General features: G+C 28.9%; 14 protein-coding genes. 8 read left to right on the top strand and 6 right to left on the bottom strand.

Annotation, left to right across the window (positions count from 1 at the left end; genetic code table 11):
* Positions 1 to 6: 6 nt before the first annotated feature.
* From ACJJVK_RS01740 to ACJJVK_RS01720, 5 genes are all read left to right on the top strand, one after another.
* Positions 7 to 1,821, top strand: a complete 1,815-nt coding sequence (locus tag ACJJVK_RS01740; RefSeq protein WP_405562536.1) for a Xaa-Pro dipeptidyl-peptidase — start codon at positions 7 to 9, stop codon at positions 1,819 to 1,821.
* A gap of 55 nt (positions 1,822 to 1,876) precedes the next feature.
* Entirely contained in the window at positions 1,877 to 2,041 is a 165-nt protein-coding gene (locus ACJJVK_RS01735; protein WP_215993812.1) for a DUF5522 domain-containing protein, read from the top strand.
* Positions 2,042 to 2,099: 58 nt separating this feature from the next.
* Positions 2,100 to 2,813 carry a DUF4197 domain-containing protein gene (locus ACJJVK_RS01730; protein ID WP_405562535.1) on the top strand — a complete coding sequence of 238 codons (714 nt, stop codon included), beginning with the start codon at positions 2,100 to 2,102 and terminating at the stop codon, positions 2,811 to 2,813.
* A gap of 99 nt (positions 2,814 to 2,912) precedes the next feature.
* Complete coding sequence (locus ACJJVK_RS01725; protein WP_405562533.1) at positions 2,913 to 4,517, top strand: family 16 glycosylhydrolase; 1,605 nt, start codon at positions 2,913 to 2,915, stop codon at positions 4,515 to 4,517.
* A 132-nt stretch (positions 4,518 to 4,649) separates the two neighbouring features.
* Positions 4,650 to 4,838, top strand: a complete 189-nt coding sequence (locus ACJJVK_RS01720) for a Lacal_2735 family protein (protein WP_215993809.1) — start codon at positions 4,650 to 4,652, stop codon at positions 4,836 to 4,838.
* Positions 4,839 to 4,958: 120 nt separating this feature from the next.
* Here the strand turns inward: ACJJVK_RS01720 and ACJJVK_RS01715 are convergent, their stop codons facing one another.
* Together ACJJVK_RS01715 and ACJJVK_RS01710 are read right to left on the bottom strand one after the other, a co-directional pair.
* Positions 4,959 to 6,464 (bottom strand): FMN-binding glutamate synthase family protein, encoded by a 1,506-nt coding sequence (locus ACJJVK_RS01715; protein WP_405562532.1) that lies wholly within the window; start codon positions 6,462 to 6,464, stop codon positions 4,959 to 4,961.
* Between the two features lie 251 nt (positions 6,465 to 6,715).
* Positions 6,716 to 6,967 carry a type B 50S ribosomal protein L31 gene (locus ACJJVK_RS01710; RefSeq protein WP_068363688.1) on the bottom strand — a complete coding sequence of 84 codons (252 nt, stop codon included), beginning with the start codon at positions 6,965 to 6,967 and terminating at the stop codon, positions 6,716 to 6,718.
* A 241-nt stretch (positions 6,968 to 7,208) separates the two neighbouring features.
* Here ACJJVK_RS01710 and ACJJVK_RS01705 point away from each other — a divergent pair, with 241 nt between their 5' ends.
* Positions 7,209 to 8,246: a glutaminyl-peptide cyclotransferase gene (locus ACJJVK_RS01705; protein ID WP_405562529.1), complete on the top strand. Its 1,038-nt coding sequence runs from the start codon at positions 7,209 to 7,211 to the stop codon at positions 8,244 to 8,246.
* Positions 8,247 to 8,289: 43 nt separating this feature from the next.
* Positions 8,290 to 9,798 carry a hypothetical protein gene (locus ACJJVK_RS01700; protein ID WP_405562527.1) on the top strand — a complete coding sequence of 503 codons (1,509 nt, stop codon included), beginning with the start codon at positions 8,290 to 8,292 and terminating at the stop codon, positions 9,796 to 9,798.
* Between the two features lie 295 nt (positions 9,799 to 10,093).
* Here ACJJVK_RS01700 and ACJJVK_RS01695 read toward each other — a convergent pair whose 3' ends face one another.
* The 3 genes from ACJJVK_RS01695 to ACJJVK_RS01685 all read right to left on the bottom strand — a co-directional run bounded on the left by ACJJVK_RS01695 (position 10,094) and on the right by ACJJVK_RS01685 (position 12,902).
* A complete protein-coding gene (locus ACJJVK_RS01695) occupies positions 10,094 to 10,648 on the bottom strand; it encodes a thioredoxin family protein (RefSeq protein ID WP_405562526.1) in 555 nt (184 codons plus the stop codon).
* Positions 10,649 to 10,764: 116 nt separating this feature from the next.
* The gene (locus ACJJVK_RS01690; protein ID WP_405562525.1) at positions 10,765 to 11,976 is read right to left on the bottom strand and encodes an NAD(P)/FAD-dependent oxidoreductase; all 1,212 of its coding nucleotides are present in this window, start codon (positions 11,974 to 11,976) and stop codon (positions 10,765 to 10,767) included.
* A complete protein-coding gene (locus tag ACJJVK_RS01685) occupies positions 11,973 to 12,902 on the bottom strand; it encodes a GYDIA family GHMP kinase (protein WP_405562523.1) in 930 nt (309 codons plus the stop codon). Before ACJJVK_RS01685 ends, ACJJVK_RS01690 begins: the two co-directional genes overlap by 4 nt.
* 175 nt (positions 12,903 to 13,077) lie before the next feature.
* Here ACJJVK_RS01685 and ACJJVK_RS01680 point away from each other — a divergent pair, with 175 nt between their 5' ends.
* Positions 13,078 to 13,695 (top strand): class I SAM-dependent methyltransferase, encoded by a 618-nt coding sequence (locus tag ACJJVK_RS01680; protein WP_405562521.1) that lies wholly within the window; start codon positions 13,078 to 13,080, stop codon positions 13,693 to 13,695.
* Between the two features lie 142 nt (positions 13,696 to 13,837).
* On the opposite strand, the gene ACJJVK_RS01675 is transcribed toward ACJJVK_RS01680, so the two are convergent.
* The gene (locus ACJJVK_RS01675; protein WP_405562520.1) at positions 13,838 to 14,542 is read right to left on the bottom strand and encodes a FadR/GntR family transcriptional regulator; all 705 of its coding nucleotides are present in this window, start codon (positions 14,540 to 14,542) and stop codon (positions 13,838 to 13,840) included.
* Positions 14,543 to 14,553 lie beyond the last annotated feature (11 nt).

The raw sequence follows: 14,553 nt of genomic DNA, 5'->3' as shown, positions 1-14,553 counted from the left end.
GTAATTATGAAAAACAATAACAAAATTCAATTTATATTTTTTCTTTTTTTAACGATTTCATTAAATGCACAAAAAGCAGTTCCTGTTTTTAAAGATGGTGAAGCACAGATAGTAGAAGCTTTTAATGATTCTAAAAGCTGGATTCGTCATGATTTATGGGTAGAAACAAGTTTTGATACAGATGGAGATGGAAAATTAGACAGAGTTCACGTAGATGTTACTAGACCAAATCAAACTGAAACAGAAGGTTTAAAATTACCTGTTGTTTACGAATCTAGCCCTTATTATGCAGGTGTTGCAAGTGGAGGGAAAGAATTATTTTGGAATGTAAAACACGAATTTGGAGAAAAAGTTCCAGAACCAACACGTTCTGATGTTGAAAGAAGAGGAAAAAGACCAATTATTTCGAATTCTCAAATTAAAACTTGGGTACCTAGAGGTTATATTGTAGTGCATTCTTCTTCTCCAGGAACAGGTTTGTCTGATGGATCACCAACAGTTGGAGGAGATAATGAGTCTTTAGCACCAAAAGCGGTTATAGAGTGGCTTAATGGAAAAGCAAAAGGTTATGCTTCTAGAACAGGAAACGAAGAAGTTAAAGCATTTTGGTCTACAGGAAAAGTAGGTATGACAGGAACTTCTTATAATGGTACAATTCCTCTAGCAGCTGCAACTACAGGAGTAGAAGGTTTGGAAGCCATCATTCCAATTGCGCCAAATACTTCTTATTATCATTATTATCGATCAAATGGTCTGGTGCGTTCACCTGGTGGATATTTAGGTGAAGATATTGATGTTTTGTACGATTTTATTCACAGTGGAAAAGAAGAAAATCGTGCCAGAAATAATAAGGTGGTTAGAGATTCAGAATTAGTTAATGGAATGGATAGAGCAACTGGAGATTATAATGATTTTTGGGCTGGTAGAGATTATTTAAATGAAATGCAACCAATGAAAGCAGCATTATTAATGTCTCACGGATTTAATGATTGGAATGTAATGCCAGAGCATAGTTATAGAATTTATAAGAAAGCATCAGAAATGGGTTTACCAACTCAAATATTTTATCATCAAAATGGTCATGGAGGACCACCACCAATATCAATGATGAATCGTTGGTTTACACGTTATTTACATGGGGTTGAAAATGGAGTTGAGAATGATGCAAAAGCATGGATTGTTAGAGAAAATGATAAAAGAGAGGCACCAACTTCTTATGAAAATTATCCAAATCCGGCTGCAAAACCAGTTACTTTTTATTTAAATGCAGGTGCACCAGGAGCAGGTACTTTATCTACAGAAAAACCAACATCAAATACAAAAGAAACATTAGTTGATAATTATTCTTTTTCTTCGGAAGCTTTAGCGCAAGCTGATTATACAAATCATCGTTTATTATATGTAACTCCGGTTTTAGAAGAAGATGTTCATATTTCTGGATTATCAACCATAACCATAAAAGCAGCAAGTTCTAAACCAGCTGTAAATTTATCTGTGTATTTAGTTTCATTACCTTGGAATAAAGGTAGAAGAGCAAAAATAACTGATAATATTATTACACGTGGTTGGGCAGATTTACAAAATTATAAATCCTTAACAAAGAGTAAGCCTTTAACACCAGGCAAGTTTTACGAAATGACTTTTACTTTACAACCAGATGATCAAATTATAAAAAAAGGACAACAAATAGGTTTAATGATTTTTTCTAGTGATAATAATTATACATTACTACCAAAACCAGGCACAGAGTTAACTGTTGATTTAGAAAATACCTCTATAACAATACCTGTTGTGGGTGGTGTAGCTAGTTTTAAATTTTAGATTAAAGAAACTAAAATAGAATTTAATTAACATGTAATTTACCTATTTTTGCAACATGTTTAAACCAAGAATAGAGCTAGAAAAAGACGATTTTTATTTAAACGAACAAGGTTATAAAGTTTTTACAGAAAAATATCACCTAAAACGTGGTTATTGTTGTAAAAGTGGTTGTAAACATTGTCCTTATGGTTATGATAAAAAAACAGATAGTTTTAAATAATTTGAGTGACTTTTCATAAAAAAAGTGTCTAATAATAGTATAAAATAAATCAGGAATAATGATAAAAAGAATTTTAGTTTTAGTAGTTGCAATTCAGTTTGCAGGTTGTGCAGAGTTACAAAAAGTTGTTAGTCAATTACCAAGTGGAGGTGGAGTTTTAACACAAGAACAAATTGGTAATGGATTAAGACAAGCTTTAGATCATGGAATTGAAAATCAGGTTACAAAACTAACTTCTGTAGATGGTTTTTATAAAAATGATTTGGTTAAAATTTTATTACCACAAGAATTACAAGCTGTAGATAATGGTTTAAGAAAAATTGGTTTAGGTAATTTAGCAGATGAAGGAATTAAAGCATTAAATAGAGCTGCAGAAGATGCTGTAAAAACAGCAACGCCTATTTTTGTTGATGCTGTAAAAGAAATTACTTTTGCAGATGCAAAAAATATTTTATTAGGCGATCAAAACGCTGCAACATCTTATTTACAGTCTAAAACAAATCAAAGTTTATATAATAGTTTTAGTCCTGTAATTAATCAGTCTTTCTCTAAAGTTGGTGCAGATAAAATTTGGAGCAACTTAATTACTAAATATAATTCTATTCCTTTTGTAAATAAAGTAGATCCAGATTTAACATCTTATGTTACTAACCAAGCTTTAAAAGGCGTTTTTACTATGATAGAAGTAGAAGAAAAAGGAATTAGAGAAAAAGTAGGTTTAAGAGACACTGCATTATTAAAGCAAGTTTTTGCTTTACAAGACAATAGATAAAACAAGTTTTTATTATCAGTATGGTATTTGTATAGGTGTTTTTTTACGAAACACCTGTATTTAAAGATATATTTGTAGGAATACATCAAAATCTTAAAAATGCGAAATTTTTTTATACTGATTGCCCTAGTTTTTATCAACTCTATTTTAGCACAACAAAAAGTCGAAGACGATTTTGAAGGTAATGGAACAATTTCTTCTTGGTTTGGAGACGATTGTGTAATTGATAATTCATCTCTAAATCCTTTTAAAACCGATTCAAATACATCAGATACCGTTTTAAAATATACTGATAATGGAGGGCAATATGCAAATGTTCGTTTTGATGTTCCTATAAACTTTAATTTATCTACAAACAGTACGTTTTCAGTTAAAATTTATGTTCCATCTTCTGGTATTACTGGTAACGAAACAAACCAAGTTTCTTTAAAGTTACAAGATGGGACAGTTGGCAGTCCTTGGGCTACACAATCCGAAATTATAAAACCTTTGGTTTTAGATCAATGGCAAACAGTTTCTTTTGATTTTAGTAGTGATAACTTTATCAATTTAGATGCAAATTCCCAAAATCCAATAAACAGAACTGATTTTAATAGGATATTAATTCAGATAAATGGCGAAAACAATAACAGTTTTGTCACAGCTTATATTGATGATTTTATTTATGATGGAACTCTCAATGTAGGAACAAATCCTGTTTTTAATCATTTGGTTTGGTCTGATGAATTTGATGGAACAGGAGCTATTGATGGTGATAAATGGTTTCATCAAACACAATTACCAAATGGAGGAAGTTGGTATAATGGAGAAATTCAGCATTATACAAATCGAGTTGAAAACTCTTCAGTAAATGAAGGAATTTTAAGCATTACTGCACAAAAAGAAACGTTTACAGACCAAGGTTACACTAAAAATTATACTTCTGCTAGGTTAAATTCTAAGTTTGCTTTTAAATATGGTAAAATAGAAATTAAAGCAAAATTGCCAACAGGTGCAGGTACTTGGCCAGCCATTTGGATGTTGGGCAAAAACATTATTGAAACTGGTGGTTTTTGGACTGATACTTTTGGCTCAGAATATTGGCCAGCTTGTGGAGAAATAGATATTATGGAACATTGGGGACGTAATCAAAATTTTGTGCAAAGTGCTATGCATACACCTTCTAGTTTTGGAGGAACTGTAAATCATGGAGGTAGAAGCATTGCTACAGTTTCTAGTGAATTTCACATATATTCCTTAGAATGGTCTTCAGAAAAAATGGTTTTTAAAGTCGATGATGTAGAACATTATACCTACAACCCAAGTATAAAAAATGAAAATACTTGGCCTTTTGATAAAGAGCAATATCTCTTATTAAATATAGCCATAGAACCAGGTATTGCTTCATCTTTTACAAAAAGTGCTTTGGAAATCGATTATGTAAGAGTATATCAAGAAGCTGTAGCCTCTGTAATAAATGTAGATGATTTAAGTAAAGTGAAATTTTACCCAAACCCTGTTCAAAATAATTTAAACATTCAATTGTCATCTAATTTAGAGAAGTTTCAAGCTGAAATTTATAATGTATCAGGTCAAAAAATACTATCATTTTATCAGAATTCAAATCATAAAACAATCAATCTTTCACATTTATCAAAAGGTATTTACTTTTTAAAATACGAAACTGAAAACGGAATTAAAATACAAAAAATTGTAAAAAACTAATTAGATTTCTAAACTGATTAAAAAGTATAAAAGATAATGTATTTCTTTTAAGAAGATTTTATGATATACTATTAATTGCTAGTTAATAATTTTTTATTACATTTGAAATATAATATTAAAACCCCCATTATTATGCACTACAAAGTACAGCTTTCAAATTTTAAAAAGCAATTACAAAAACGTTACAAAAACCTTGTTGAAAAGTCTAACAGTTATAGACATATAAACGAAGCAGTAAGTGATTTAGCAGCTTTTAAAGCTATGAAAGTTTTAGAAAAGTTGAATAGATTTCGTTATTTGAACAGAGAAGTAGCAGTTTAAAAAGCTCATTAAAACTTTTTAGAAATTTATTTATTTCCTATTTATTAGGAAAAAGAAATCACCATTAATTTATTAAGTTAATGGTGATTTTTTTTTGATTTGACTTGACTTATGAAGATTTTAATAATATATCTCTTCTAAACTTGCAATCTCTTCGTCTTTTCTACGTCTAAATACTTGATTTGCTTGTATATCTTCAATAGAATCTAAACCAATAGCTGCAACCATTTCTTTTACAGCTGTAATAGTTTTATTATGGTAATTTTTAACACGAACGTTTTTTTGTTCTACTACTAAAGCTTCAACTAAATCTTCATCTTGTGTAGCTACACCAACTGGACAAGTATCTAAATTACACTCTCTAGCTTGTATGCAGCCTAAACTTAGCATAAAGCTTCTTGCCATTCCTATTGCATCTGCACCTAAAGCAAGATATTTTACAATATCAAAAGCATCAATAGCTTTACCAGAAGCAATTATTTTAATTTGATGTTTTAAATTATATTGTATTAAAAGTTTATTTACAAAAACTAACCCCTCTACTAAAGGAGAACCAATATAATTGGTAAATTCTAAGGGAGCAGCACCTGTACCACCTTCACCACCATCAACAGAAATAAAATCTGGGTAATTGTTAGCTTCAGCAAAAGCTTTAATCATTTGTTCAATTTCATCATTATTACCTACACAGAACTTAATTCCTACTGGTTTCCCTTCAGATAAATCTCTTACTTTCTGAATAAAATCAATCATTTCAGAATAATTAGAAAACGCAGAATGACCTGGAGGAGAATCTACTTGAGTACCTGCTTCTACAGCTCTAATTTTTGCGATTTCAAGTGTGTTTTTCTTGGCTGGTAAAATGCCTCCATGACCAGGTTTTGCACCTTGAGAGAATTTTATTTCAATCATTTTTACTTCTGGTCTAATTACGTTTTGTTTAAAAATATATTCATCAAAAACACGTTTGCCATCTACAGATTTTCCTGCTCCAAAATAACCTGTACCCACTTGAAAAATTAAATCTCCACCTTGTAAATGATAAGGAGATATTCCTCCTTCACCTGTATTGTGTGCAAAATTGCCCATTTTAGCTCCTTGATTTAAAGCCATAATTGCATGACTACTTAAAGAACCAAAAGACATTGCAGAAATATTTATAATAGAGCCACTATACTTTTTTGTGCATTTATCAGAACCAAAAAGAACTCTTTCTCCTTTTGTTTGATGATGAGTTTTAGGAAATAAAGAGTGTTTTACAAACTCATATCCTTTTTCATATACATTATGTTGTGTGCCAAAAGGTATAGTGTCTTTTGCTAATTTTGCTCTTTGGTAAACGATACTTCTTTTTTCTCTATTTATTGGTGTGCCATTTAAATTGTCTTCTATAAAATATTGCTGAATTTTATCTCTTTCTTCTTCAAAAAACCAACGTAAACGAGCTATTAAAGGAAAAGCTCTCAATAATGAGTGCTTGGTTTGGAAACTATCGTAAATGGCTATTAAGGTTAATAATCCTGATATTGAGAGCAGTATTATATTACCAATATGTGGTAAAAAATAGACTAAAACTCCAGAAAGAATAGTTGCAGTTATTAAAATAGAAAGTATGGTATTTCTCATTTTTAATTTTAGTTTTTAAGAAGATTAAAAGTAATCTATTTGTTTTAAAATAATTAAAAAAGTTGGCAAATAATTGCGTTAGGGGTTGCAGTGGAAATCCTTTTTTAAGCTGTTTTTTTCAGCTAAAAAAAGATTGTAGCGTAAAACCCGACCTGAAAGGAAACGCCCAAATAATTATTTTTTAATTTTATTGAAAAGAAAAAGCCTCAACAATTGTTGAGGCTTTTGATATTGTTAAAACTCTAAGAAAATTATTTCTTGAATTTTGCGTATTTGTTTTTGAACTTGTCAATACGTCCTGCAGCATCAATAAGTTTAGATTTACCAGTGTAAAATGGGTGAGATGTTCTAGAAATCTCTAATTTTACTAAAGGATACTCTACACCATCAACTTCTAAAGTTTCTTTAGTGTCTACAGTAGAACGTGTTAAAAAAACGTCTTCGTTAGACATGTCTTTAAAAGCTACCATTCTATAATTTTCTGGATGAATTCCTTTTTTCATTTTATAATATTTTAATTCTTTAATGTTATGTTTGCAAAGTAAAGTTGGTAAGGCTTTACAAAATTCTCTAAATAGCTATAAATTACTATTTTGAGGATGCAAATTTAAGGATATTTTTTAATTTACAAATAAATAAATTACTTTTCTTTGTAGTTCTAATGAATTTCTGGTTTAAAACACTAAATATAAGTGGTTAAAAGTTATTTTTAGCTACTTTAAATCATATAAAATAAATATAAAAATGAAGAAAATTGCTTTTGTTACATTACTATTATCGTTCTTTTTATTTACAAGTTGCGATAAAGATTACAAGTTTACTTTAAATGTAACCAAAAAAAATACGATTAAAGATAAAATTACAATCAATCTAAAAGAAGAGAATAACCAACAAGTTAATAGTGTTCAGTTTTTTGTAAACGGAAAAGAAATTTCTTCTGATGGAAATTCATTAACGTTAAATGCTGCAGATTTTGGTGTAGGTAAACATTCTGTTTCTACATTGGCTTTTTATCCTGGAAAAACGAAAAAATTAAACAATTCTTTTGAAATTTTTGCTGACAAAAAACCTGTGCTTTACAATTTTGAAATTGTAAATTCTTATCCACATGACACTAATGCATTTACACAAGGTTTAGAGTACAGCAATGGTTTTTTATATGAAACAACTGGTAGAAGAGGGCAGTCTACGCTGAGAAAAGTGGATATTAAATCAGGTAAAGTGTTACAAAAAATAGATTTAGATAAACAATTTTTTGGTGAAGGAATGACTATAGTTAATGATAAAGTGTATTGGCTAACTTGGGAAGCTAAAAAAGGTTTTGTGTATGATTTAAAAACGTTTAAACAAGAGAGTGAGTTTAAGTATAATAAAAGTAAAGAAGGTTGGGGTTTAACACATAATGATAGAGAATTTATAAAATCTGATGGTTCTAATAAAATCTGGTTTTTAGATTTAGAAACATTAAATGAAAAAAGAGCTATACAAGCGTATACTAATAAATTATCACTTAAAAAGTTAAACGAATTAGAGTGGGTTAATGGTAAAATATATGCGAACTATTGGCAAAAACCTTTAATTGCAATTATAAACCCTAAAAATGGTGTTGTAGATGGTATTATAAATTTAAAAGGTTTAGTTAAAGAAATGGAGAAAACTCAAAAATTAAAAGATCAAGATGATGTTTTAAATGGTATTGCTTACGATGCTGCTAATGATAAACTTTTTGTTACGGGTAAAAATTGGGGTAAACTTTTTGAAATCAAATTAATAACTGAATAATAAACCATTCATTTTAAAGTTCTATTTTTATAAAAATTGATTTATGCGTTATTTTATTACTTTTTTAATTTGTGTTGCTTTAATTTCTATGAGTTCTTGTAGAAAAGACTTTTCTACTGTACCTAGTTTTGGTAGTTTAGAATTCTCTAAAGACACTGTTTTTTTAGATACTATTTTTACAAACATTGGTTCTGCAACTTATAATTTAAAAGTTTATAATAGAGGTAATGAAGCTATTACAATTCCGCAAATTTCTTTAGAAAACGGAACCACATCTAACTATAGATTAAATGTTGATGGTATACCTGGTAAAGAATTTAACGATATAGATATTTTAGCAAAAGATAGTATTTATGTTTTTGTTGAAACTACCATTGATGAAAGTACAATTTCAGATCCTTTATATACAGATCGTATTTTGTTTGATACAGGAACAAATCAGCAAGATGTAGATTTGGTTACTTTAGTACAAGATGCCAATTTTATTTTTCCTGATAGAGACCCAATTACAATGAAAATTGATAGTTTAACCATAGATGGACAAGCAACAACAATAAAAGGAAGATATTTATTAGATGCAGAGTTAACGATTACAAATACAAAACCTACAGTAATTTATGGCTATGCAGCTGTGCCTGCTAATAAAACATTAACTATAGAAGCTGGTGCAAAACTCTATTTTCATGATAATTCTGGTTTAATAATCGATGATAAAGCCACTTTAAAAGTAAATGGAACTCTAAATGAAAAAGTAGTTTTTGAAGGAGATCGTTTAGAGCATAGATTTAACCAAACTCCAGGTCAATGGGGTGCAATTTGGATGCGTGCAGGAAGCAAAGACAACGAAGTTTATCATGCACAAATTAAAAACGGAGTTATAGGTATTTTAATTGATAGTATTGGCTCTGATACCAACCCAACTTTAAAGTTGCAAAATACAGAAATCTACAACCATTCTAATTTTGGAATTTTAGCAAGAGAAACCAATATAGAAGCACATAATGTTGTAATTGGTTCTGCAGGCGAAGCTTCTTTAGCAGCAACCATTGGTGGTACTTATAATTTTACTCACAGTACTTTTGCAAACTTTTGGAATAATGGGATTAGGCAATTACCTGCAGTTTTAGTAAATAATTTCTTTGTTTATAATGATGAAAATGGACAAGAAATTATAGAAACTAGAGACTTAAAAGCGGCTAATTTTACAAATTGTATTTTTAATGGGAACAACAATATCGAATTTGTTTTAGATAAAGTTGAAGGTAGCTTATTCAACTATAACATTAGCAATTCTATGATTCAATTTAACGATGTAAGTGATTCTTATACAGATTTTGCTGAATTAGATTTTACCAACAATACCAATTATCAAAATATAATTTTAAACGGGTTTGTAAATTTTAGAGATTCGCAAAAGGAAGATTTTATTATTGGTCAAGATTCTGATGCTATAAACAAAGCAAAAACAACATCTTTTTCTTTTGATATATTAGGGGTAGATAGAACTACAAATCCTGATATTGGAGCATATCAAAATATTACTTTTGATTAATTTTTAAAAGCTTTTGTATAAAATAATAATAGTTTTTAACACCTATTATTAACCATACAAATGCTAAGAACCAAAATTTAAATTCTTTACCTAAAATAGTAATTGAATTAATTTGATTCGTTTTTAACTCGTTAAAAATGATTATTGTTGCTAAAATAGCCCAAAAAAGATTCAAGTATTTTTTCATAGTAGAATTTTTCTTGGGGGAAGAGTGTAATTAGTTTTAAACTAATTGAATACAAATATAAAGTAATCTTCTTTGTTAACGCCTAAGTTCTAGTTAAAATGTAATATTTTATTTCCATTTAATACCACAACCTACACTTGGCTTTTGGTTTTCTAACGGATTTTTAAGTGTTAATATATTGTTTAAAGAAGTTCTTAAATCAAAACCTGTAACAGATTTGCCATTTCCTGGTCTAGAATCATCTAATTGTCCATGATAAACTGATTTTAAATCAGTATCAAAAACATAAAAATCTGGAGTACAAGCAGCATCATAAGCTTTAGCAACTTCTTGTGTGTCATCATATAAATAAGGAAAAGTATACTTTTCTTTTGCAGCCAATTCTTTCATTAGATGAGGTGCATCTTTTGGATAATTATCAACATCATTAGAACTTATAGCTATAAAATTGATGCCTTTTTGCTGATACTCATTTGCTATTTTTACCAATTCTTCGTTAACATGAATTACAAACGGACAGTGATTACAGATAAACATAATAACAGTTCCTTTATCACCTTTTAAATCATTTAAAGAGTAATTTTTATCATCAATAGAATTTTTTAGACTAAAATCTGGAGCTTTTGTGCCTGTTTTAAATTCGTTAGATTCTGTTCTTGCCATTATAAATTAGTTTTTAAGTATTCGTTTGTCATTTCGATTTTATGGAGAAATCTCTAATATTTATATCTCAAGAATTCTCAATTTCGTTTCACTTTATTTAAAATAACAAAAAAAGATTAATTTTCAGCTAATGCTTTAGCGCAAATATAACCACCTGTCCAAGCATTCTGAAAGTTAAATCCACCAGTAACAGCATCAATATTTAAAACTTCACCTACAAAGAATAAATTTTTATGTTGCTTACTTTCAAAGTGTTTAAAGTTAATTTCTTTTAAATCTACACCACCAGCAGTTACAAACTCATCTTTAAAAGTAGTTCTGCCATTGGCATTAAAAGTTCCTTTTGTCAATTGATTTGCTAAATTCTCTAATTGAGAATTCTTTAAATCTGCCCAATTTTGATTATTTTTTATTTCTGATGCAATTACAAAACGTTCCCATAATCTTTTTGAAATTTCAGAAAAAGGTGATTTTAAGATTACAGTTTTACGTGGTTCTTTCTTTTTTAGGTTCAATAAAACGTTTAAAACCTTATCAGTTGGTCTAGATAACCAATTGACACTTACATTATATTGATAATTTTTATCAGCTAAAATTCTTGCACCAAAAGCAGATAATTTTAAAATAGCTGGACCACTCATACCCCAATGTGTAATTAATAACGGCCCAGAAGCTTCTAATTTTGTACCCACAATATTTACAGTAGCATTGGGCACAGAAGTCCCTAATAAATCTACAAGTCTTTTATCGTTAATGTTAAACGTAAATAAAGACGGAACTGGTTCTACAATAGAATGATTTAAAGATTTACATAAATCCCAAACTTTTTTAGAACTACCAGCAGCAAAAACAACTTTATCAGCTGTAAAATTTTTATTTTTTGTGTTGATAACCCACTCATTTTCTTGTTGATAAACTTCATTTACACCACAGTTTGTTAACACTTTAATTTGTAGCTTATCAACAGCATTTTGAAAACAATCTATAATTGCTTGACTTGTATTTGCTTCAGGAAAAACACGATTATCATCTTCAATTTTTAAAGGCACACCTCTTTCTTCAAACCACTCAAAAGTATCTCCTGTCATAAATTGATGAAAAGGACCTAAAAGTTCTTTTTTCCCTCTTGGGTAGAACTGCACCAAATCTTTAGGAATAAAACAAGCGTGAGTTACATTACAGCGTCCACCACCAGAAATTTTAACTTTTTGTAAAACATCTTTTCCTTTTTCGAGAATGGTGATGTCTAAATCAGGATTGTTTTCTTTGGCATTTATGGCTGTAAAATATCCTGCTGCACCACCTCCAATTATAATTATTTTAGTCATAAAATCATTTCTTGATATGTAAGAATTGTATCAAATCCTTTGTTGTTAAAATATGCTTTTGTTTTTTCGTTTCCTGTTGCCATTACAAAATCTCCACCCCAAGCTCCTAAACTTTTAATTTCTCCAAAATAATCAGAAAATAATCGTTCTTTTACAGGTTTTAGTTTGATGATTGAGCTTATAATCTGTTCGTGTTCTACAATTAATTTATTAAATTCAATAATTGAATTCGCTTTTAAAAAGGCATCAGAAATTTCAGAAATACGCGCTATTTCTTTTTCAAAATTAATGTTACTTTCTCTAAATTTTGCAATCCCTTTTTTAGAATCTTGTTTCTGATTCAAATACACAAAAAAGATGTTTTCTTTAAAACTAGGATTATAATTAACTTGCTTTACAACTGGTTTATTGTCTTGAATTTCATAAAAAATAGGAGAATTATTTTGAGCACAAGCAATGTCATATCCACTGCCTTTAAAGGAATTCCACAGCAATTGAAAAGCATCAACCTTTGCCCAAGTTGCAATAGAATTTATTAAAGTAGAAGAGCTGCCTAATCCCCAATTTCTAGGGAAAGTCAGTTTTGTTTTTACAATAAATCCATTTTCTGAAGACAAAAATTCTGGTTTCATTCTTTTGGCTTCCTGTAAAATTTCTAACAAAGTCTCTGCAATAAACTCTGCACTTCCTTCTTTATCAGAATTAAAAGTACAGTTTGCTAAACGTAGCTTTGGTAAATCAAAAACGGCTTCAAACCAGCATTCACCTGTATTTGTGAAACTTCCCCAAATAATTTGAGGTTCTTTAATTTTTTCAATAATTAAATCTTGCCCAAATTTTGTAGGAATTGCTAATGATTTTGCACCATCTAACACAAGATATTCTCCTGTTAGTAGCAATTTTCCATTAGAGTAATAGTTTGTCATTTGGTATTAAGGATTTTTCTTTTTTTTTATTTAGAAACACACAAAGATAGTTATCTTCGTTTACTAAATAAGTAAAATAGTTGCTTCTAATTGATGTTTATATTTTGTTGATTTTATGGATAAGATAAAAAACAAAATCAAAAAAAATAAAAAACCATGGCCAACTCAAAAGGCAATGGAGCAGATTTATGACTTGAATCTTTGGGGAGGAAATAAAACTGAATTTTATTCTGGTTTTGGCTCTCATCATCCAGAATTGGTGGAACCATATAGAGATATGGTAAAATCTTTTTTAACTTCTTTTGATGTTCCTTTAACAGTTTTAGATTTGGGTTGTGGTGATTTTAATATTGGTAAAGAACTCTATAAATACTCTAAAAATTATATTGCTATTGATATTGTTGAAGATTTAATCAATTACAATACAGAAAAATATAAAGCGAATAATTTAGAATTTAGATGTTTAAATATTGCAAAAGATAATTTGCCTAAAGCAGACTGTGTAATAATTAGACAGGTTCTACAACATTTATCGAATGCAGAAGTAGAGAGTATTTTAAATAAATTAAGTAATTATAAATACTTGATTTTAACTGAACACTTACCAAATGGAAACTTTGAACCCAATAAAGATATTATTTCAGGACAAGGTATCAGAATAAAAAAACAAAGCGGATTGGATATTTTAAAACCACCTTTTAATTTTAAAGTGAAATCAAAAAAAGAAGTATTATCTATTGATTTAGCTGATGGAAAAGGTGTTGTTGTTACTTGGTGTTTTGAGATTTTTTAATGATTAAAAAAATCCGTCTAAATTATTTTAAGCGGATTAATTCTAAAAAATTGAAGAATATTTTTAGTTATAAATAATAAGTGAATCCGAAAAGAAAATCTGAGGAATTTAAATGTTAGTTTACTGGTAATATAAGTCTGTTTTAAGCTTTTTTATTTTCTATAAACTTAGATAACTTAAAGAAATGTTTTTGCATCATTTCTTCAGCTTTCTTCGTGTTTTTTGCTTTTATTGCTAAATAAATATCTTTATGTTTATTTATTTCTGAAATAACTTGATCACCATCGCAAACAGCATCTCTTTCGTAAGTATCTAAAATTGGTGGTATTATTAAAAGCATAACAGAAAGCATTGTACTGTTTTTACTTGCTTTAGCTATTGCTAAATGAAACAATAAATCTTCTTCTAAATAATCTTGCCCATTAGTAATTTTTAATTCAAATGCTTTAAGCGTTTTTTCAATTCTAATTAAATCTTCTTCTGTTCTTCTTTTAGAAGCCAATGCAACAGTTTTTAATTCTAGAGAAATTCTAGTTTCTGCGAGTTCTATAAAAGAAGGAGAGTCTATTGTTAAAATTTCTTCTACAATTCCGTTAAAACCTGTTAAGCCAATAGATAAAAATGTACCACTTTGCGATATTGATTTTACAACTCCATAAAACTCTAACCTTTTAATTGCCTCTTTAATATGATTTCTTTTGATATTAAATTTTTCAGAAATAACGCGTTCAGAAGGTAATTTTTCTCCACGTTCTAAATTTTTAGAGTTTATTAAATCTCTAATTTTTCTAATAATATCATTTTGTAAAATTCTATTTTCATTAGAATCTATTAAGCTAATCTTCATTTAAATAATCA

Origin of the sequence: Polaribacter sp. Asnod6-C07 (genome assembly GCF_045063625.1) — a bacterium.
Lineage (GTDB): Bacteria > Bacteroidota > Bacteroidia > Flavobacteriales > Flavobacteriaceae > Polaribacter > Polaribacter vadi_A.
This window is presented reverse-complemented; position numbering and strand designations above follow the sequence as displayed.